The sequence below is a fragment of the Endozoicomonas sp. PH6C genome (genome assembly GCF_059322965.1).
In genome coordinates this window covers 3,726,294-3,747,065 of sequence record NZ_CP185342.1, presented here as the reverse complement: position 1 = coordinate 3,747,065, position 20,772 = coordinate 3,726,294, and the positions used below count along the sequence as shown (strand labels likewise).

Sequence of the window (20,772 nt, the reverse complement as noted above, 5' to 3'; positions counted from 1 at the left end):
GTTTTTCTTGGTTTAGTGAACTCCCTAACAAAAAATATAAATCAGAAAGTTTGCTTGATTTTGATATCGCCAGTTAATTTAATTTATGTAACTAGCGACCCTTTTTAATGTATTGTTTTCAATATTTTTATCCAAAATAACTTCACCTATTTTATTAATTCTGGTAATTAGACTAAAAAAAGACATTGTTTCGTCAAACTTTTCCGTTTTTACATCTGCCCCAGATGAAAATTGAAATACACCATTATCAATGACAAAGGATCTTTTCAGTACCCCATCTACTTCTAACAAATAATCTTTTATAAATATTATGTTGCTTAATGCATCTACATAACAAAATTGTTGATCATACCAAGAGACAATAGATTTATTTCTGTATGGTAAGGCAAAATCGATGTTGTTTTCTTTGCAATAAGAAACCACATCTTCTATTTTCATAAAATCTGAGAAAACAAATAGTTTGTTTTTTCTGTATCTTCTTTCTGAAAAAATTAAATCCCAGTTTTTAGAGACTGTGGCAATAGAAAAATTATTAACAACTTGCTCTCTCGAAAGCCTTGACTCAAAATTAAGTAAAACTTCATTAGAAGCAATCTTCTCCATTTGCTTTATAAGATTCCCAATAGATGAATATCTCCTCCCTAGAGCAGGGTAATTATCAACAACAAACCTTGCTCCAATCTTTGTGCAATACATATGATTTGGGTAAAAAGTAATTGCTCCGAGAGATTTAGCATCATTTAGACAATAACTAAATGTTTCACTATTCGAGACAAATACAAAAAACATTGTTTCAGACATTAAATCCCAATACTCTTTGCTGGAGTATGGCGGGGCAATGACTTTAATTTCAAACCTCTCGGCTAGACTTGTTTTTTTTATCTCTTCAATAATATCATCAATTGCAGAATTATTTTTTGTTACTCTACCTTCTGGAGCTTTTACAAAAGTTATGTATTTTCTATCTTTAACGTCTTTTCCAAAAGAAAGAACATCAGTATCAATACCGAGCTCAAACTCTTCAACTCTTGCTCTAATATGATCATTAGCTGCATAAACTTCACGGTCTGTTTTAGCTGTATGCCTCAGCAAAAGATGAGCAAAGTAAATATCATTTATATTCTCATCTGTTAAGAATTCTTTTGTGGTACCCCATGTGCCTTCAGTACCAAAGATCAACTTAGCCTTTATTTTTTTATTGTTTATAAAATCCAACAATTCACGAACAATAGAAAAAGTATTTTTACTGGCGTTTTGATGAATTACAACAAAGTCAAAGTTACTTAGAGCCGACTTAAAATTATCATCAAAGGATGTGCAATAATAGTGTTCAATTTCATATTTATCAGATAGCATATCGAGAGCTTTATAATTAGCTATATTCAATCTGGCCGTAGAATTAGCTCTAGGCGGCCAATGGCTAGAATTATAAAAAGAAATGTCATTAATAGATAAGTTATCACCCAGCGTTTGAATTTTTTTAATAATAACATCAAAATAGACTGATAAAATTTTTGCTTTTTTCATAAAGACCTCAAATAATCATTTCGCAAGGAGCATTAAATACCCTGCTTTTCTGTTGTTTCGGCAAAAACAGACTGTTTTTTGAATGACAATTTTTATGCCATTCCGAGTATGATTTACGATACTTTTTCCTAAAACTAGATATGCCTATAATTGGATCAATACTGAATAATCCATAAGAAGTCAACGATCTTTCATGATAGCTTGCGATGTATATAGGTGCTTCATAATGATCCAGCATATTAGGTGAGAAATAAGCCTCAACCCTAGAATAGAATTCACTATCAGCAGATGTGCGAACGCTATCAAAAAAACCTACACTATCTAAGACCTCTCTCTTCATGAATAAAGATATAAATGCTTTTCGACACAATGCTTTATTTTGAAAATTTAACTGGCTCAGACTATTGACTCTTACATAAGAACAAAGAGTTGCTATAAGTGAAGAATTATTGTTAAGCCGGATTAATTGGAGTTGAAAACGCTCTGGATGCGACCAATCATCCGAATCCTGAAAAGTAATATACTCACCACTCGCAAGAGACAAACCATGGTTCTTGGCTCTGTATGTGCCTGAGTTCTGCTTTAGCCTGATAACCTTAATCCGTTTATCCTTTTTGCCTCTTACAAACTTTGCCAGCTTTCTGTAAGCATTTTTCTCACTGTGATCATCGATAATAATCAACTCAAAGTTACTGTGAGTCTGATCCAGTATTGATTGTATAGCCACCGGCGTATATTCAGACCAGCCAAAATTGGTCATTATCACCGAGATCAGCGGCTGTGTATCATCACGAATAATAGGAGCCGTTGACTTCAGGTTCATTACTGCAAAAGATTGAGAAACCTTATCCGTACTGGTAAAGCAGCGATGCTCTTCAGGAAAAATGCTGGCAAATAGCTCAAATGACCTTTGATTATCCCCCGATAACCGTGCTGAGTTGGCCAGCAAAAGTTTTCTCTCGCTGGCACCCTTTTCCGTGGCATTGAATACCTCTGATCGTCGGTTCAGGTAGTCATCCGCTTCTGCCAAAGCGCCAGCTTGGATTAAAGAATGTGCATAATACTTGGCAAATAAAACATCAGAATCCAGCTGGTTGTTACTGATTAATGACATACAAGCTTGGTAGTCTTTTTCAACAACCGACTTCAACAATATGTAGTGCAGGGCATTGCGCCGGTTAACCCTGATCTCAATGGCTTCAGTAATCTGTTCAATCGCTTCCGGATAGGCTTTTCGTTCGCAGTAGAGGTAGGAAAGGTAGTAGTGAAGATCACCATTTTTTTCCCCTGCCGCTACTCTGGCTAACAGTTCATGCTCAATGGTAGCTAGTGTACCTTCCTGAAAATGAATCAGCGGCAGGAGCGTTGCTGCGTATTGTGGATGTCTGGCAACATATACACGGGCTGACTCAAAATCACCTTCTGCCCCCATCAGCTCTACAGTGGCAAAAGCCCAGCGCTGCTTATTTCTCTCGGGCTGAAGTTCATAGACCTTTTTGGCTCTTTGCAATGCACTGCCAAAGTCCTTTTCCTTTTTATAGAGATAGTACTCCTGGGTCAGAACAGTCAGTTCAGGCAATTTAGCAGATGCAGCCTTCAGCAGCTCTTTTGCCAACTTAACCTGGTCCTTATTTCTAAGCGCACCAATATAAAAAGTAAAAATTTGATGTTGCTCACGGTGCGCATCAGGCAGCTGTGTAAAAAGATCAATAATCAGATCGTAGCACTGACCGTCGAATAACTGCTTGAAGAGCTTGGCAACGAAAGTTGGTGTTTTCCATAAACAGGCGTTTTTGGCAAAATGCTGGGTCAGCTGCTCTTTGCGCACTCCTGTCACTAATCGAATAAAATAGTATCTTGACGAGGCTTTCTTCAGTTTGAAGAAAAGCTTTTCAATGTCAGACAGATCAGCGCTAGATTCTGAGGCTTCTAATGCCAGCAGTAGTGTTTTTTCATCCCCTTCTGGCAATATAGGAATCGAGCTGAATAAATCGCTTAGAGTTAGCGCTCTAAAACTTAAATCTAAACCTTCTACCAGTGTTGTCAGGTAGAGTTCTACATAACTGGCAGATAGCTCTCTATTTTGAGATTGGTATTGATGCAAAAATGCGATAATCAGTTTACGAATTAAAGGATCTCTGAGTCCTTTTCTAAGCATGACAAAAACGGAGTCACGACATTCGCTACCCTGATATAGCTTTTCCTTCAAGTAGAACAGGTAGAATCCCTTTAGTTTACCTGTGTGCATATAGTTATTTACGGTTTGTGTAATACTTTCTGAAAAATCAGCGAATTTATCGATTGACTGAATTCGGTGAACCAATGCCTGAATCGCCAGGTAGCGTGTATGTTTATACGCTTCATAACCTTTTTCAGCCAGTAATTGTATTTTTTCTGGTTGCCATGCATCAATGCTTCTGAGAATTTCTGTATCAATATTTTCTCTTTGTCGGTTTCTGATTCTCAGAGAGTAGATAAAGCAATCGTATGCTTTATCATTTTTATTTTCTTGAACAAAGTAGTTATTGGCTTCGTTGAGTGTGCGTACAACTGCAGGTGAGCACAGTACTGAAAATGTTGCTTCATTTGCATGAAGATTATTATTTTCTGAACGGGTAATTAAGCTATGCACTGAGGAGTAATTTTTATTAACCCCCGCATTAATAATATCTTTTTTTAACGCTTTGGCTTTTCTTATTTTTTTAAACTCAGCTATAAAATTACTTTTCACTGCAATCGCCACTGGTATTTCAAAGCCCCTGCATTACAGGGGCATGTTATTTGGGTTGAATCGGTCTTAGAGACGACCATCAATCTGATCTACTGGCAGAACGCCTTTAACATCAAAAATCACCCGCTCAGGCTTGGCAAATCTCTCAACTTTTTTGTTATAGTTCTGGACAAAACGATCATGGCCTACTGCAAAAATAACCGCATCATAGGCATTGGTATCTGGTCTGCTGACGATATCACGACCGTACTCTTGCCAACACTCCTGAGGGTTGGCCCATGGGTCATAGACATCCACTTCAGCATTATGAGCTTCTAGTTCTGTGACCAGTTTTTCAACCTGAGTGTTTCTCACGTCCGGGCAATTTTCTTTGAAGGTATAGCCCAAAACTAAGATTCGAGATCCAACCACATGGATACGTTTACCATTCATTAGTCGAACCACTTTGCCTGCAACGTGAGCAGACATACCTTCATTAATCCGACGACCAGACAGTATCATTTGTGGGTAATAGCCAGAAGATTCTGCTTTATGCGCCAAGTAGTATGGGTCAACGCCTATGCAGTGGCCACCAACAAGACCTGGCTGCATCTTAATAAAGTTCCATTTTGTGCCTGCGGCTTCGATTACATCTTTTGTATCAATGTTCAGACGATCAAAAATCAGTGAAAGTTCGTTTACCAGAGCAATGTTAACGTCGCGCTGGGTGTTTTCAATGACTTTAGCTGCTTCCGCAACCTTGATGGTAGGGGCTTTGTGAGTACCGGCAGTAATAATTATGTTGTAAAGATTATCAACATAATCGGCCACTTCAGGAGTAGAGCCAGAAGTGATTTTTTGAATAGTTGTGACGGTATTTACTTTGTCGCCCGGATTGATTCGCTCAGGGCTATAACCTGCAAAGAAGTCTTTATTAAACTTTAAGCCAGAAACACGTTCAACCTCAGGAATAGCATCTTCTTCTGTTGCACCAGGGTAAACGGTGCTTTCGTAGATGATAATATCACCTTTTTTTACCACTTCACCCAACATGCGGCTAGCAGACTTAACAGGTGTCATATCGGGAGTTTTGAATTCGGTAACAGGTGTTGGAACCGTTACTATGTAAACATTACAGTCACGAATTTCATCAAGCTTATCAGTGAACGTTATTTTATCTGACGCTTTTAACTCTTCGCTGGTTACTTCTAGAGTATGGTCAACAAATTCGCACAACTCATTAATGCGCTTTTTACTGATATCAAACCCTTTGGTTTCCAACTTTTTGCCGAATTCAACTGCCAGTGGAAGTCCCACATAGCCAAGGCCGATTACTGCGATTTTTGTGTTTTCTAAATTAAACATACTGTTTGTTGTACCGATTTACTTGATTTTACTACCTAGGTAGCTGTCCTTAAAAAATTGCCTGGGATTATTTATCAGTTTTCTAAATTTTGCATTTAGTTTTATATATGCAAAGGGTTTGAAAATTGAGTAGCCTCCCCAAGGGCTATTATTGGTTAGTAATTTGTTAACTGAATTTTTAATATCTTTGAAATTTTGTTTTTCTTCATGTAAACCATAAAGCATGTATGGGGATGACTCTAGCCACCCTTCTTCATGAGATAAACATAACATTTCAATATTGTTTTTCTTGCAGATTACTGCAAAAGCTGGGTCTACTGCATATGGATATTCGTTTAAAATTTGGCTATTCACTTTTGTAAATAGGCTAGTATGAAATCCACTAACACCAGTCCCCAATAAGTGGCAGACTTTGTCTTCTTTAACCGTTTCAGTGAACTTATAGAACTCCTTTCTATCGGCTTTGAAGTTTGCTACATATTTCTTGAAAATAATACCGTGATAACCAACTATTTTTTTGCGGTTATACTTATCGATTGCAGATACTGTTCTTAGAACATAATTCTCAGGATAAATGATATCATCGTCACATGTCAGATAGTAACCATTTGTTTTTTGTAACCAATGAAATTTTGCTTCTGCTCTGCGGTTACCTGTCTCATCAATAATACAAATAATTTTATTTCGTTGGCTATGCTCTTTGATCTCTAGTGGTATTTCTTGATATTCATTTAAATACAAGAGTAAATAGTCAACCTGATTTATCAATGAATTAATAGTTATGAATAAGCTTCTTTGCCTTGCAGGATAAGTCGCAATTGCAGCGCAAATAGTATCTTGACTGGTATTGAGTTTGATGTTTTTTTGAGTGCAGCCAACTTTTTCTAGACGAAAGTATTTAATAGTCTTATTTGTATTAATTGGTTTTTTGCACTTGCTTGTTAGTTGAATATTAAGGCATTCGGGCTTGTCTTTGGTAAAGAATATTGTTGATATTTCACCGTCGCTTTTTAAATCACGATTTAGTATTAAGCTGCCATCTTTGTTTTTTCCAGTCAGCTTTAATGCTGTGTAGTTGTCTACGTTTTCGACTTTAACTGTGCAGCGATAGACAGAGCTGTCTTCGACATTTGCTGTAGTGGGTAAAATACTATCTTTCATATTAATAAGAACAAGTCACGGAATAGCCTATCGAATAGCATTTTGACAGGTCGTAAAGGGTTGGTGAGTTCAGAAATCAGATCTATCTGTTGTAGGGAAAAATATAAATTACTTGGCCGTTGGTTAATTCAATCTGAACTGGGTTTTCTACCAGTCCATTAAAAGAGGTGACACCTTGTCGTGTGTTGAAAGCCAGGGTATCACCGTAGCCCGTTTATTCAACTGATAGACCCTAAACCAACCGAACACCTTCCAATTTGGCAATTTGGTGAATGGGTTGTTCCGGGTGCTGTGTATCGTGAATCAAAATATCTACTTTTTGCTCACCCCATCGGTCTTCCAGGGCGAGGCGTAAGTTGATTTTCTTTTCGACCGGGTTGCTCAATCCATCGACTTCAATCAACAAGTCAATATCGCCACCTCGTGCGTCATTTCTGGCCCTTGAGCCAAAGAGCCAGACCCGGGCCTGCTCGCTGAGCTCTTTCCTGACCAACTCTATGATGTCGTTTTTCTGCTTTGGACTGATTCTCAATTGTCACCACCTAACTTTAAATTGTGGAGCTTGAGTAGGTAAGCTTCGATCTGATCGGTGATTTTAATCAGTTCGGGAGCCACAGCCCATGCCATGTTGAGAGCTTCAGCCCGTTGTGATTCAGCTTCCGGGTAGTCGTGAGAAAATACATTGCGAATTTCACGCATTTTCCGCCAGCTGTCAGCAGAACTCAGGATATGTCGCTTTTCCATCCGAGATAACGTATCTGCCATATTCAAGCCTTCTTCATCTTCCATTCGTAGTAAGTTTCTGAAGAGCTTGTTGCCAATACAGTCTTGCAGGCCTGCAAATCGAACTCTGAAAGCGTCGAGTTTTTCAAATAGCGCTTCATCTTCCGACTTGAGTGCCTGAGCAGTCAATGGAAAGTGCTCTTCAAGCCTCCTGAGTGAAGCTTTCATGCGTTTAACGGCTATTTGAGATTCAGACCAGTTTTGCTCAAAAAGAGATAGATATTTTGTATTGAGTGGCATTGTTCGTCTCAAGGTTCAGAAGGCTTTGAACCCAGTATGCTGCCAAGATTGCTAACTTACCAGTTTCGCCGTAAAGCTTTGCCCGATAAGCGGGGAGAGTTAGCTCTGATAAAAAAGCTGCCCCACCCGATGAATATGCTCAACCAGCGCCGGGTTATCAATGTCTGCAAGAATCGAGAGATCAAAACTGTAAGGCAGTAACAGGTTATCCAGCGCATCATCGATTTTGAACAGCAGGTTTAAATCCAGTGTTTCACCCTCTGCAGCCACCAGGGTTAGATCAATATCTGAGCCAGTGCGGTAGTTTCCTTTTGCCCTGGAACCATAAATAATGGCGCTTCCAACTTGCTGGTGTCGGCTTAATACGTCTTGAATGGCTTCTATGGTTTTATTACTTAAACCAAATTTCATGGTTGATCATCACTCAGGCTTTTTAACATCTGCTCTAGTGCGTTGAATTCGTTTAAGTACTGGTTGATGATGTTTTCATAGATTTCCTGAGCGACTTCTTCCCGATAGGTGTGGGATGTCAGGTTTCTGCTTTTGATCATACTCATCCAGGTCTCACCCTGCTCTATAAGCCCTTCTTTGAAGGCGAGACGAGTAACATCCCTGGAACCGAACATCTTTTCAGCCCCGCGCTCAGTCAAAAAGTCTTTCAGGGTATTCCAGGCCAGTTCATGAGTGTACTCAAAGGCTTTGATCAAACCCTGTTTCTCAAGCTCACTTAACTCTCGACTGTGTGAAAGACTGACTGCTGCCTGCAATCGGCCCAGGGCGCGCTGGTAGTTATCAAATCGCTGCTTCCAGCGACTATCTTGTTGCTTTTCCATCCTGTTATCTCAGTGATCTGGTTGAATCAGGCTAAAGGCTGCCAGCCTTGATGCTTTTCGGTCAAAGGTCCAGGTCTTTTTGCATTGATGAATGTGGTTATGGTGGCCAATCATTGCATCTGCAAAGTCATACCCTTGTTCATAGTCATCCAGTGCAGCTATGACCGCTTGCCGGTCATCGGTGACAACGCCCTGTTGGCAGATAAAAGCCTTTAATATCTCGCACTGTCGTAGCCGCTTGACCTGATAGAAATGACTGAGTACCCATACCGTTTCTACTAGCACGATGGGGGAGAGATAAACCTTCGGCATTCCGATAAACAGTGACAGTGCCTGTTGGTACTGCTGCGGGTCATCTTTGACCAGGAAGCGGATAAGTACATTTGTATCAACCCCTTCCATTGTCAAGCTCCTTGTTCTGCCCCCAATCCTTAGTGGCGCCCTCCCTGATAGCGGATTCCATATCTTCAAGGGATGCCCGGCGTCCGCCCACATCGTCGGCAAGGCAACCGGCCAGGTGGGTAATATCCTGTTTCATGGGTACCAGGGTGATTACCCCGTCTTTTTCTAAAAACAGCACCTTATCGCCCGGTTCCAACTGGAATTTCTCCCGCAAGGCGCTGGGGATGGTCACTTGTCCCTTGGTGGTAATAGAGCTGCTGGCCATGGCTGACTTCCCGAAAACAAAGGTATTACTCAAAGTAATACCTGGAGGTCTACGTGTCAAAGGGTGCAAGCCGATGTTTGGCACTCAGTGGATACCATGTCATTTAGGAACATCATTTCACCATAGGCTCTCACCAGAACGGTATTGTTTTGCATATACATGGTCATTTATCAATAAAGCAAAGGTTGCACTGAAATTATCGGGATTAACCGTGTAAGCAGACGACGGATTTATTATATATTAACCAGTCATTTGCAAACCGTTCCATTAATAATCAATAGCCCCAGCTATTGACTGGATACTACTGGAAAGGTGAGTGTCCAAAATCGGTTCTGTTAATGATGATTTGCCAATGCACCATGATGCACTATTATCACATTCATGATGTATCAAACTAAAAAAAGGGCTTAAACCATGAGAACAACACTGGATCTAGAGCCGAGCTTGCTTGCCCAGCTCAAAGAGCAAGCCGCCAGGGAGCGCACAACCGTGAGCCAGTTGGCAAACCAGCTCATTCGCATGGCTATTTCCACACAGCAGAATAAACCGGAGCAGGTGCCTTTCCAGTGGCATGTGGCAGAAAATGGCAAACCTGCCGATGGTTTTGATCCATCGGGTCGCGGCTACCTTGATGACCTGGCTTAATGCTCTTCGAGTTGAGCGGAATAAGCCGTATCAGAGATTTTACCCACATTACCAGTCATTCCGATTTGATTGGCTTTTCTACGGATAAGCATTAAAGGGTACTGCCTAAAGTAATACCCTTTCATAACGGCAAAAAAGTGCTATAGCCTCAACACCACCGCCGCACTCATAGCCACCTGATAAATGACCTGCATAATATCACTGGTATATTGCATGGTTTTTTCATCGACTTGTGGCATCACCAGGATTTCGTCTCCGGGTTTAACGTCGTATTTCGCTAAACCACTACTGAACAGACCATCGTTGTATTCAATGCGAGAAATCGTTCCATCCTGATGCAGGACCAGCACTCGGGATTGATCGGCTTTTTGAGAGTAGCCCCCTGCTGCGGAAACGTAGTCGTTGATGGTTTTTTCATTATCAAAGACCATGGCATTGGGGAACATGACTTCGCCATGCACCTGAACCAGAACGGTGTCATTAGGAATAACGATTCTATCCTGGTCTTTCAGCATGACATCCATGCGGGTTTTATTCTGGCCCAGCAGCACCTGACCACGAGGGACTGCCTGTCTGGCTCTTTCTACAAATTGCAGGATCGATTGTGCATCGGCCTTTCTCAAGTTGGCTTCGCCTATGCTTTTGCTTCGTGCCGAGAGTGCCGCTTGCTCAAGCTGTTTTAGCTGCACATCAAGCATGGCTTTCTGGCGTTTTGCTACAGACTCTCTGAAGAGTTGCATGGCTTCCATATTGGACCGGTCGTTAGGGGAGAGCCGGGCCATCAGATCTTTAATGGTGCTGCCGTAAGGAAGGATATAAATAGCCTGACCGTTGTGTTCCCCCTCGACTGATACACTGATGGTTCCCGGCATTTTGTCAGAAACAACGGTGACTTCATCGCCACTATGAAGTTGTACGTCCGCTGTTTTGGCAATAGACAGGTATTCCACGTTGCGCTTGGCCATCTGGTTTCTGGCAATCCGAACGTGGGTGGCTTCGGGTAATACACCGACCATATCCAGAGCGTCTTTCAAAGCCGTCTGGCCGTTGGCGAATTCAATTTGAACCGGGTTTTCAACCAGTCCATCAAAAGCGGCTACCCCTTGTCGTGTGTTGACTACCAGAGTGTCACCGTCGCCCAGTTGAACCTGTTCAATGGTACCTGTGAGAAGAAACTCATAGAGGTTAAAAATGGCTCGGGTCTTGCCGTTGCGTTTTAGCTCAACGTTCAGATAACTACCAGACTCTGGACGTATACCCCCGGCTTTTGCCAGAAAGGCCAGTATTGAATCCGATGAAAAGCCGCCATAAAGGCCGGGTGATTGAACAAAGCCGGTGACAAACAGTTTAACCGGTTCTGCTGCATTCAGGCTGGAGTAGACGTTGACATTTTTTTGGTAAACACTGCGAACTTTTTTCTCGATAACCTGGTTCAGGTCTTTGTTGGCAACACCTTGCAGCTTTACGGGTCCTACCTGTGGAATAAAGACATTACCTTGTGCATCAACCGTAAGTTCTACGGCCACTTCATAAGCTCCCCACATTTGCAGGGTTACTCTGTCGCCAATGGCCAGAGTGTACTCAGGGTTAAAGCCTTTAAACTCGGCCTGTTTGAACCCTTCAAATAAATTTTGACCGAATACCGGATGTTGCTTGACGGTTTCAACGAGTTCCGGGCCCACTGTTTCCGTTTCAGTAGATTCGGGGATCGGTGTGTTTGCGTAAGCAGCCATACTCAGCATGAGTGCGGCTGTTGATGAAGTGAGTTGTAGTTTCATAAATTCATAGTCTGGGAAATCAGGAATGCTTAAACGATGCTTTTTTATTGATCCTTCGTCAATCACGATGCTCACGGATTGTGGCGCGAACCATTCGGGCCAGTGCAAAAATCATCAGCAAAATCAGCATAATGTTAATGAGGGAGTAGGTCACCCTGGGGTACTTGGCATCTTGCGCCTGGTATGGGCTACTGACGACAACCAGCTGCTTTAATTTACGGCTTGCCTCGGTACGTGTTGTTTCCAGGGCAACCAGTGCTGACGTATAGGCCTGAGTGGCCAGGTCCAGATCCAGCTGTAATTCTTGTTGTTGGGCAGCAAGTTCGTTCAGCGAAGTGGCTTCACTATCGACCAGTTTGTCCTTTTCTGTGGTGATCTGAGATTGAAGGGCGTTGATCCGTTGCTTCAATGCAATGACCTGGGCGGAGTTTTCGTTCAGATAGGAAGTCAGGGTCTGTAATTCGGTTTGGCTTCTGATTAATTCAGCCTGCAGCTCATTCATAATGCCACTGAGTGCGGCTCCTTGTTCCTCAACGCTCAGCAATCCGGTTTTGTTCTGAAAATTCAATAGTCTGCGGGTGAAGTCCTTGAGTCTCTCTTCGGACCGCTCTACTTCAGATCGGACAAAGGTCAACTGTTCGTTGGCCAGATTGTGACTGATTTCATTGACAAAGTTTTCGCTTCTTAAAAGAATCAGATCGGTGACTTTTTTGGCGTATTCGGGCTCAAATCCTTGAACCTCCATATCCAGCATGCCATTGGTATCATTGTATCGAACATTGATATGACTGCGATAAAAGTTGAGAAAATCTTCCTGGCTGGCAGACGACGATAGTCTGGAGATCCAGTCGGCAGATTCAATGTAATGCTGTCTTAAGTCCAGCTCTTGATTGAGGTACTCCAGCATGTCGGGGGACTGTATAAAGGTCTCCAGAATTCTCTGGTCATTGCTGGCTTGTGGCGTTACGCCAAACAGACTGAGGCCTTCAATGGCAGTGCCGCCTGAGTCACTTCTCTCAATAAGAAAGCTGGCCTCGGAAACATAACGATCCGATGCTATCAGGGTAAAGTAAATTGCACAGAGTACCCAGGGAATAAGAACAATAGCGGTAAACCACCGTCCGGTTTTATGGGTCAAAAGCGCTGACTTGAGTTTTTGAGTGAGTTTAAGCTGTTTTAGCTTTTTCTTGATGGTATAAACAGGAGCGCCGAGCTGTTCAGGCTTCTGTGGGGTTCGAAGAGCTTCGCTTTTGCTGGCGGGTTGTGCTTCTTTCGGTGGGGCTTGAGGCGGTGCTTGAATTGTATCTGGCATGTCGATAGGGTCAGGTCAAATTTACATGGAGTTATAGGCGGCAATGGCATCATCTATGCTGTTATGAACATGGATAGAGCCGTCTTTTATATAAATGCCAATGTCACACTGCCGCTTTAGCTCATTGATGTTGTGTGAGACAAAAAGAAAATTGGCTATCCCTTTTTTGGCATCGAAGGTTTCGCGACATTTTTCTCTGAATCGCTTGTCACCCACGGCTGTAAGCTCATCAATCAGGTAGTAGTCAAAATCAAAAGCCATGCTGACTGCGAATGAGAATTTGGATCTCATCCCGGAAGAGTAGCTTTTGAGAGGCATTTCGAAAAAGTCATTTAATTCAGAAAAGTTTTTGATGTATTCGATCTTGTCCTTGATCTCATCTTTATCTTTTCCGTATATCCGGCAGATAAATTCAGCATTCTCACGGCCTGTCATACTGCCCTGGTAGCCGGAAAGGCCCAGGGGCCATGAAACATTGCCTGTCATTTTAATACTGCCCTTGTTGGGGAAGTCGACTCCGGCCAACAGCCGCATGAGTGTGGACTTGCCACTTCCGTTGGCTCCGAACACGCCGATGTTTTTATCACCGGGCAAAACCAGGTCTACATCTTTGAGTATGTAGTGGCGGCCTTGGGGAGTCGGGTAATATTTTGTGACGTTTTTGAAAGTAATCACTGCGTCAGCATCCTGCGCCAGTTGGCCCGGAGCATCAGAAGGCCTAAAGTTAGCGTTGTTAAGGCCCACATCTCTACGTATTTAAGGCTGAGCAGGCTGGTATCATAGTGGTATGAAAAAGCTGAGCGCATAAATTCAAATACATGGATCAGTGGGTTCCATAGTAAAAGTTCTTGTATGGCAGAAGGCATCTCGTTGATGGAGAAGAATGTGCCAGAAATGAACATAAGTGGTCTGAGTAAGGCGGGTATAAATTTACCCGGCTCAGGGTAAATCGTATTGATGACACCAAATATCAAACCCAACCCGAACGCAATGATGCTTAGCAAGCAGTAGGCATAAATGAAAATCAGACTGTTGACCAGAGTGACTTCATAACCCACCCACCAGGTGATCAGAATGATCGCGGATAAGACGATAAAAGAGGTAATAAATTCAAGTATGAAACGGGTCAAAAAGGTATCAAATACTCTTACCTGTCGGTATATAAGGAGATTTTGATTGGCGCTAACAGCACCCAATGATTGTGTGATGACTTTATTGAAGTACAGATAGGGCGCAATACCGGTGGCCAGAAATAATGGTATTTCTAGTCCGCCAACAGAGCTTCTTCCACCAAAGTAAAACAGCCCCATAAAAACGGCTATCTGCAGGATTGGCTCGATAAAGGCCCAGGCTATGCCAAGCCGGTAGGCTCCAAAGCGGGTCTTGAGTTCACGTATGAGTAGTGCATGCAGTACAGCATACTGTATTTGTAAGGGAGATCTTGATTGCATCAGAAAAATAAGGGCAGTCAGTCTGAACTATTAGCAGGTTTTAAGCTTGTAGCAGGCTTTAAGCTTGAGTTTTCATCGATTTATATCCAGACACGCTACCGCCCTTCGAGATTTGCTTCATGAATTGTCATAGGACAGGTACGAGCACGCATATACTGAAACAGCGTGTTAGGAAATTTGGCTGAGTACTATAAGCTTTGTGTTTTATTCAGGTAATTGTGTATTGTCGCACTTGATTATTTCGTTTTTGTTACACCGATTATTGCGGCTATGTTCTTGTACAGGTGCGAAGACAAGGAAGGCAATAAACTCTAGGTATAAAGGCGGATCAGGTAGCTCGATTGCTGTTGTTTATATTCATGCTTTGTTCATAAAATGTCTGGTTTTGTAGTCTTTTTGTAATTTATATGGCACTAATGTTTCATGCAATAGGTAGTATACCTGCTTGGAAAAATAAGAAAAGCATGATAATCGTCAATGTCCTATTGGATGACCATGTTAGTGTATTTTAGTGTTTAACCAGTTATGAAAGACTTGATGTAGAGTTAGTGTCGTTTAAAGAGTCGCCAGCATCGCGCAATCCAATCGCACTTTCTGTGCGGTAATGTCTGTGGTCATTTTGCTCAGCGGTGCTGGGTGATTTTTCGCCTGGTTTCCTTGCTTTTAGGCCCTCTTTGTAACTGAGTTGCAGCTCTTCTTCTATCTGCTACGTTCCAATCTCGAATAAAAAACCATTGGGGTAAGTAGTGTGAGTCTTGTGGAGAGGGTCACAGCATTGGAAGAGCATTGGGACAAGGTGCTTGTTGGTATTGAAGCTGCTGTGGGGTTGATTCTCAGGGAACAGGAAGGGATGAAGTAAGAGATGGGGTGAAGAAAGAGATGGACAGGCGCTTTAGCGAGCACGATCAGATACTCACTGGCCTCATAAGCACAGTGGCCTGGATTCTGAGGTGGCAAATATGGGTGAGGGAAGAATTGGCGGATCACACTAGACGCTTCGACAAAGTTGAAGAGCTGCTGGTCCAGATCGTCAACAACCTTGCCAGCAAGTAATCAACTTGTTTCCATGCATTGACCAATAGAGCCTCAGAGCGTATGAACAAGTCAAATCGCTAACGACCACTGATTATTTACAGCCTTGAGCGTCAGCTGTTTGATGGCCTGAGCCTCTTCGCTCTGTGCAAGAAGGTTGAGGAAAAAGCTGATTTTGCTGCTCGTGTTTATGGTTTCCAGATAGATAGATCGAAGTACTGCGTCCGAGGTTCTTGGTATAGCGATTTGATCCTTCTCCCAGCGAGCAACTGTTTGGCTATTAACACCCAATATTTCCGCCATGTTTTTTTGAGACATGCCACACTCGATTCTCAAAAATCGCACCTCCTCACCCAGGAGCGGGGTTTTCTTTTCAGTAATATATTTGGCAATGATTCGGTGAAGACCATGAACATCTTCCACGCCCACATAAGTCTCACCATCTATGGTTTCAATATCGTACCCATCAGCAAGGTAAATGTAAGATAAACCACACTCTGTATAGTGATAATTCATATCTCAGTCCTTTATTCTCGCTGAATGAAAATTGTGCGCGGTTTTTTCGAACTTACCTGCGAATGATTATTTTGAAATTTGTCATCATGATAGACAGTTTTTGAAATTCAGAGTGGGCAAAAGAGAAAAATTCAGGAGGGTGAAAAACTAATGAAAGACTTGCATGTCCCAGACGTGTCCCGCCCTGTTTTTTGAAATGGGCGAAAAACTCTGGAACCCATGGTATGACTGGTCGGAGCGAGAGGATTCGAACCTCCGACCCCCACAACCCCATTGTGGTGCGCTACCAGGCTGCGCTACGCTCCGACGTGCCGCTCTGTGCGGCGGAGCTGTATATTACCTTTCTAATGCGGATTTGCAAGTCTTAGTCTGATTTCCTTCTATAGCAACCTCTATGACAACAATGGATTAGCGAACAGAAAATGAAGAAATGTTTACTTTTTCTCCGTGTCAGACTATAGCCTTAACGACGAATCCAGTAGGATAACGACCTTAATCATCTTTCTTATGGGTTAACGCCAGTGTTAAATGCAATCAAAAGGGTTCTGACGCTATCTTTTTTACTCTTTGCCAGTCAGCTACTGGCAGAGCAGAAAGCAACAGCTCCAGATAAACCCGCTTCAGAAGCTGTGCAGCCTGTTGATGTAGTGATCAAGACCAGCAAAGGTGATATGACAGTTCGCCTGAATCCCGAGAGGGCCCCCGCCACCGTAGAGAACTTTCTCGCTTATGTAGACCAAGGGTTCTATGAAGGTCTGGTTTTTCACCGAGTGATGCCTGGCTTTATGATTCAGGGCGGTGGCATGACCGCAGATATGAGTCAAAAGTCGACGGAGGCACCTATCACGAATGAGTCTGGTAATGGCCTCAGGAACAGTCGTGGCACTGTCGCTATGGCAAGAACCTCTGACCCGGACAGCGCTACCTCTCAGTTCTTCATTAATCTCGTTAATAATGATTTTTTGAATGATCGTCCGGGTCGTCCGGGCTATGCAGTGTTTGGAGAGGTGATTAAGGGTGAAGAGGTTATGGATTCCATAGCTTCCGTGAAAACCGGGAATAGAGGGCCTCATGCAAATGTTCCTGTTGACCCGATCACCATTCTGGCAGTTGAAAGAGTCAGAACGGCACCCAATTAAGTAAAACAGCTATAAGCGTCACTGTTACCCCAATAACTATCAGGTAAATAAGGTTCCATGAAGCGTTGGGCAAAAAATTGTCTGTTAATCATCTTGTTGCCGGTTATCACAGCCTGCGACAGCTTTTGGAATAGCAGGCTGGCATTAAAATCCGTTGATCAACCTGAGATGGAAGCATTGGTCCGGGAGCAGGGCTGGGTCCTGGTCGATGTTCGAGACAGTAACTGGTACAACGGGTGGCCTTCGGGTAATGATCCGGATGGGGGGCATATTCCGGGTGCCCGAAACTTTGACCTGGCTTTGATGACAGCCGACCCTGAACCTGTTCAGAACCTTTTGGCCAGTAAGGGAATATCGCCTGACAACAATATCGTTGTTTATGGTCGCGACAAGCAGGATGCCCAGGTGCTCGCCCAGTGGCTGGTGGATGAGCAGGGCTTTAATGAGGATCGGATTCGTGTGTTTGAAGCAGGCTTTTCTTCCTGGCTGACCCAGGGTGGCAAGCCTGCCAAGTTGCCGGGTTATGAGCGACTGGTTACACCTGAGTGGCTGGATGAGCAGCTTAAGGTAAATTCCGATCTTATGGTACTGGATGTCTCCTGGGGCAGGGGCGCTCGCTATGTCGTTGAGCATATTCCCGGTGCCCTGCATGTTGAAACCGGCAGTCTGGAGTCGATTATCAAGGAGTCAAAAAAACTGGTGTCGGTCCTGCTCAGGCTGGGTATCACTAAAGATACGCCTATAGTCGTTTATGGCGATGATATGATTGCCGCTGCACGAGTTTTGTTTGTTCTTCAATACGCCGGTGTCAAAGATGTACGACTTCTCAATGGTGGACTTAAAGCCTGGACGGGTTCAGGCTTCCCGGTGGAAAGAGGCATTAACCACGCGACACCTGCCAGACAGTTTGGTAGCCGTATTCCTGCTGATTCTGAACTATGGATAGTGACGTTGGCATTAGAAAAAATTGCGGCGGCAAATGGATAAAGTTGAGTCTATCCTGAGGCAGGCGGCTGAAAACAATCATCGTGCTCTATTGGTTTTATCCGGGACAGAAGTCTGGGCACAGCAGCAGGCTGAATGCCTGTTTCAAAATGCACTCCTGTGCTCAAATAATCCGGAGCTACAAGCTCTTTGGGTAGGTGAGCGCAAGCGGGGAAATGAAAGTTCGATCTCTGCATCTAAAGCTACAAGCTGGTTAGGGCGTGAGATTGACTTCCTGGTATTTAACGCCTTTTCCGGTTTTGATGTCGATGCCTTTGGTCAACTCAGTGGTGCTTTGAAAGGGGGAGGGCTTTTCGTACTTCTGGTGCCAGACCTGGATAACTGGCCAGATTACTGCGACCCGGACCATAAAAGACTTGCTGTTTACCCCTATCAGCCTGAGCAGATCGGGGGGCTCTATCTGAAAAGGCTGGCAAACCTTATCAAGTCTGAAACGACGCTCTCTCTGTTATGCGAGAACAGCGATGCTCGATGGCAACAAACTGTTTGTTACACCGATTTATCTGATTCTTGTCAAGCTGGATCAAAAGGCGACAGTGCTTGTAGAACATTGGATCAATCCGGGGCTGTTGAAGCTATTCTTCGCGTGGCAAAAGGCCATCGGCGTCGTCCATTAGTGCTGACTGCAGATCGTGGTCGGGGCAAGAGTGCTGCACTGGGTATTGCCTCCGCCCGCTTACTGCAATCGGGGCTTTCAAGGATATGGGTAACGGCCCCCTCTCTGACTTCTGTCGAAGTCGTCTTTAATACCGCTGAATCATTGCTTGATGGGTGTAAAGTCCACCGGGGAAGACTGCTTTGGGAAGGCAGTATACTTGAATTCAAAGCACCCGACGAACTCCTGCATCCTGAAGATGACTCTGGTTGCGACCTAATGCTGGTCGATGAAGCCGCTGCTATCCCGGTGCCACTGTTGACCCAATTGTTAAGGAATCATTCCAGAATCGTTTTCTCATCCACCCAGCATGGCTATGAAGGAACGGGCAGGGGATTTGCCATCAAGTTCAAATCAACACTGTCTGAACTGACGCCAAAATGGCAGGGTCTGCATCTGAAACAGCCGATCCGTTGGGCTGGTAATGATCCTTTCGAGGCGTTTGTTTTCAGAGCGTTGATGCTGAATGCCTCACCTGTTTCAGAGGAAATGGTAGAGGGTGCAGGTATTGAGAACTGTTCATTTGATCGTCTTGAGTCGACTGAACTGATTCATGACGATCAGTTGCTGACGGATGTGTTTGGTCTGCTGGTATTCGCCCATTATCGAACCCGTCCTTTTGATCTCAGGCATTTACTGGATGGCCCGAATATCGAGGTGCACTGCCTCAGGTATCAGGAACGTGTCGTGGCAACGGCGTTAATGGCGCTGGAAGGTGGCATTGAAGACAGCTTGCAGGAAGCGGTCTGGCTTGGGCAGCGCAGGGTTCGGGGTCATCTTATTCCACAGTCTCTCAGCAATCATTGTGGTTTTCCGGAGGCTTCAGGCTTTAAAGGTTTGAGGGTTATTCGAATTGCGGTACATCCTTCATTGCAGGGAAATGGGCTCGGCACTCATCTGTTGAAATGCATTGAAGAGCAGGCAAAGCTCAGAAAACTGGATTATCTGGGCAGTAGTTTTGGTGCAACCTCAGAACTGGCGTCTTTTTGGGGAGGTTCGGGCTATCTTCCTGTTCGAGTGGGTATTACCCGTGAAGCGGCCAGTGGCTGTCATTCAATGATGGTTTTGAAGTCACTGAATGAAGCATTTTGTCTTCTTGTTAAAGAAATGCAGTGTCGTTTTACCTCAGGTTTTCTGATCCAGCTACCCGGGGTATTCAGAGAAATGGCTCCTGATCTGGCTCGAGTGATACTTCGCTTGAGTCATTCAAACATTGAATCGGTTCTGGATCAGCGAGATCAGATGGATCTGAAATCTCTTGTCTGTTCGGATCGTCTGTTTGAAAGTTGTCTGCCTGCCATTCGCTCCCTCCTTTTATCAAAAATTTCTGACAGCTCTGCCTCTAAGGTCGCTTTGAATGTCTTAATAGCCAAAGTACTTCAGTTGAATGACTGGTCGGAGATAGCCAGGGCAAATGGCCTGACGGGCAGAAAGCAGGCCGTTCAATTTTTAAAGCAATGTGTCCGGGGCTTATGTACGCAACAAAAAATCGCTGAAAGCCAGAGTAGCTCCCAGCTTTAAGGAGTCAATCGGAGAAATTTGAGCATTTAACCACGCCGCCAAAGTTCTCTTTCTTGCAAAGCTTAACGTTTCCGTTTTCAGAATCCAGAACCCATATTCTGTGATCCTGATCTTTACTCTGGACGGGGTAAGCTACAAACCTGCCTGTAATGATGCTTCTTAAAGAATCCGCCGCCCAAACTGCACTACTGAATAAAGCGGCTGTCAAAATAATCATCAGATAGTTTTTTGGATAGTTCTTTTTCATAAATGATATTTCCTCAACTCTTGAAAATGGTTGACTTCAATGCAAACTGGTTAGGTACTTATATATAGACAACAAAAAAAGGTAATCGTTCACCGCTGAAAGTCCAGTCTGCTGTAAAAGAGGCGTCTGGGAGAGCGGGGCAATCCGTTGTTGAAGCCGGACTGACAGGCAATAAGGAGGTTCGG

The 20,772-nt window shown here is 43.6% G+C and carries 21 protein-coding genes and 1 tRNA gene; 5 read left to right on the top strand and 17 right to left on the bottom strand.

Going from position 1 to position 20,772, the window contains the following annotated elements:
- Window positions 1-78: 78 nt before the first annotated feature.
- The 10 genes from ACOMG9_RS14265 to ACOMG9_RS14220 all read right to left on the bottom strand — a co-directional run bounded on the left by ACOMG9_RS14265 (window position 79) and on the right by ACOMG9_RS14220 (window position 9,319).
- On the bottom strand, window positions 79-1,527 hold the full coding sequence (locus tag ACOMG9_RS14265; protein WP_448217357.1) for a hypothetical protein: 1,449 nt from the start codon (window positions 1,525-1,527) through the stop codon (window positions 79-81).
- A gap of 7 nt (window positions 1,528-1,534) precedes the next feature.
- On the bottom strand, window positions 1,535-4,270 hold the full coding sequence (locus tag ACOMG9_RS14260; RefSeq protein WP_448217356.1) for a glycosyltransferase: 2,736 nt from the start codon (window positions 4,268-4,270) through the stop codon (window positions 1,535-1,537).
- Window positions 4,271-4,324: 54 nt separating this feature from the next.
- Window positions 4,325-5,602, bottom strand: a complete 1,278-nt coding sequence (locus ACOMG9_RS14255) for a nucleotide sugar dehydrogenase (RefSeq protein ID WP_448217355.1) — start codon at window positions 5,600-5,602, stop codon at window positions 4,325-4,327.
- An 18-nt stretch (window positions 5,603-5,620) separates the two neighbouring features.
- Entirely contained in the window at window positions 5,621-6,763 is a 1,143-nt protein-coding gene (locus tag ACOMG9_RS14250) for a hypothetical protein (RefSeq protein WP_448217354.1), read from the bottom strand.
- 232 nt (window positions 6,764-6,995) lie between these two features.
- Entirely contained in the window at window positions 6,996-7,295 is a 300-nt protein-coding gene (locus ACOMG9_RS14245; RefSeq protein ID WP_448217353.1) for a nucleotidyltransferase domain-containing protein, read from the bottom strand.
- Entirely contained in the window at window positions 7,292-7,786 is a 495-nt protein-coding gene (locus ACOMG9_RS14240) for a hypothetical protein (protein WP_448217352.1), read from the bottom strand. The genes ACOMG9_RS14245 and ACOMG9_RS14240 overlap by 4 nt, the downstream gene beginning before the upstream one ends.
- A gap of 99 nt (window positions 7,787-7,885) precedes the next feature.
- The gene (locus tag ACOMG9_RS14235) at window positions 7,886-8,197 is read right to left on the bottom strand and encodes a nucleotidyltransferase family protein (protein WP_448217351.1); all 312 of its coding nucleotides are present in this window, start codon (window positions 8,195-8,197) and stop codon (window positions 7,886-7,888) included.
- A complete protein-coding gene (locus tag ACOMG9_RS14230; RefSeq protein ID WP_448217350.1) occupies window positions 8,194-8,619 on the bottom strand; it encodes a nucleotidyltransferase substrate binding protein in 426 nt (141 codons plus the stop codon). Before ACOMG9_RS14230 ends, ACOMG9_RS14235 begins: the two co-directional genes overlap by 4 nt.
- Window positions 8,620-8,628: 9 nt before the next feature.
- Window positions 8,629-9,021 (bottom strand): type II toxin-antitoxin system VapC family toxin, encoded by a 393-nt coding sequence (locus ACOMG9_RS14225; RefSeq protein ID WP_448217349.1) that lies wholly within the window; start codon window positions 9,019-9,021, stop codon window positions 8,629-8,631.
- A complete protein-coding gene (locus ACOMG9_RS14220; protein ID WP_448217348.1) occupies window positions 9,008-9,319 on the bottom strand; it encodes an AbrB/MazE/SpoVT family DNA-binding domain-containing protein in 312 nt (103 codons plus the stop codon). Before ACOMG9_RS14220 ends, ACOMG9_RS14225 begins: the two co-directional genes overlap by 14 nt.
- Window positions 9,320-9,700: 381 nt before the next feature.
- Between ACOMG9_RS14220 and ACOMG9_RS14215 the strand changes: the two genes are divergently transcribed.
- A complete protein-coding gene (locus tag ACOMG9_RS14215) occupies window positions 9,701-9,931 on the top strand; it encodes a hypothetical protein (protein WP_448217347.1) in 231 nt (76 codons plus the stop codon).
- A gap of 140 nt (window positions 9,932-10,071) precedes the next feature.
- On the opposite strand, the gene ACOMG9_RS14210 is transcribed toward ACOMG9_RS14215, so the two are convergent.
- The 4 genes from ACOMG9_RS14210 to ACOMG9_RS14195 are packed head-to-tail and all read right to left on the bottom strand — an operon-like array spanning window position 10,072 to window position 14,472.
- Window positions 10,072-11,709 (bottom strand): polysaccharide biosynthesis/export family protein, encoded by a 1,638-nt coding sequence (locus tag ACOMG9_RS14210; protein WP_448217346.1) that lies wholly within the window; start codon window positions 11,707-11,709, stop codon window positions 10,072-10,074.
- A gap of 58 nt (window positions 11,710-11,767) precedes the next feature.
- A complete protein-coding gene (locus ACOMG9_RS14205; protein WP_448217345.1) occupies window positions 11,768-13,021 on the bottom strand; it encodes a KpsE/RkpR family capsule polysaccharide export protein in 1,254 nt (417 codons plus the stop codon).
- Between the two features lie 21 nt (window positions 13,022-13,042).
- Window positions 13,043-13,696, bottom strand: a complete 654-nt coding sequence (locus ACOMG9_RS14200; RefSeq protein ID WP_448217344.1) for an ABC transporter ATP-binding protein — start codon at window positions 13,694-13,696, stop codon at window positions 13,043-13,045.
- On the bottom strand, window positions 13,693-14,472 hold the full coding sequence (locus tag ACOMG9_RS14195; protein WP_448217343.1) for an ABC transporter permease: 780 nt from the start codon (window positions 14,470-14,472) through the stop codon (window positions 13,693-13,695). The genes ACOMG9_RS14200 and ACOMG9_RS14195 overlap by 4 nt, the downstream gene beginning before the upstream one ends.
- 867 nt (window positions 14,473-15,339) lie before the next feature.
- Between ACOMG9_RS14195 and ACOMG9_RS14190 the strand changes: the two genes are divergently transcribed.
- Window positions 15,340-15,525 (top strand): hypothetical protein, encoded by a 186-nt coding sequence (locus tag ACOMG9_RS14190; RefSeq protein ID WP_448217342.1) that lies wholly within the window; start codon window positions 15,340-15,342, stop codon window positions 15,523-15,525.
- A gap of 51 nt (window positions 15,526-15,576) precedes the next feature.
- Here ACOMG9_RS14190 and ACOMG9_RS14185 read toward each other — a convergent pair whose 3' ends face one another.
- Window positions 15,577-16,020, bottom strand: coding sequence for a helix-turn-helix domain-containing protein (locus tag ACOMG9_RS14185; RefSeq protein WP_448217341.1), 444 nt, complete (start codon window positions 16,018-16,020; stop codon window positions 15,577-15,579).
- A 229-nt stretch (window positions 16,021-16,249) separates the two neighbouring features.
- A tRNA-Pro gene (locus ACOMG9_RS14180) sits at window positions 16,250-16,326 on the bottom strand.
- 215 nt (window positions 16,327-16,541) lie between these two features.
- Between ACOMG9_RS14180 and ACOMG9_RS14175 the strand changes: the two genes are divergently transcribed.
- From ACOMG9_RS14175 to ACOMG9_RS14165, 3 genes are read left to right on the top strand one after another with little or no spacing between them, the layout of a single operon-like run.
- On the top strand, window positions 16,542-17,159 hold the full coding sequence (locus ACOMG9_RS14175) for a peptidylprolyl isomerase (protein ID WP_448217340.1): 618 nt from the start codon (window positions 16,542-16,544) through the stop codon (window positions 17,157-17,159).
- A 57-nt stretch (window positions 17,160-17,216) separates the two neighbouring features.
- Entirely contained in the window at window positions 17,217-18,146 is a 930-nt protein-coding gene (locus tag ACOMG9_RS14170) for a sulfurtransferase (RefSeq protein ID WP_422134101.1), read from the top strand.
- Entirely contained in the window at window positions 18,139-20,340 is a 2,202-nt protein-coding gene (locus ACOMG9_RS14165; RefSeq protein WP_448217339.1) for a tRNA(Met) cytidine acetyltransferase TmcA, read from the top strand. Before ACOMG9_RS14170 ends, ACOMG9_RS14165 begins: the two co-directional genes overlap by 8 nt.
- A gap of 4 nt (window positions 20,341-20,344) precedes the next feature.
- Here the strand turns inward: ACOMG9_RS14165 and ACOMG9_RS14160 are convergent, their stop codons facing one another.
- Window positions 20,345-20,587 carry a hypothetical protein gene (locus tag ACOMG9_RS14160; protein WP_448217338.1) on the bottom strand — a complete coding sequence of 81 codons (243 nt, stop codon included), beginning with the start codon at window positions 20,585-20,587 and terminating at the stop codon, window positions 20,345-20,347.
- Window positions 20,588-20,772: the final 185 nt, after the last annotated feature.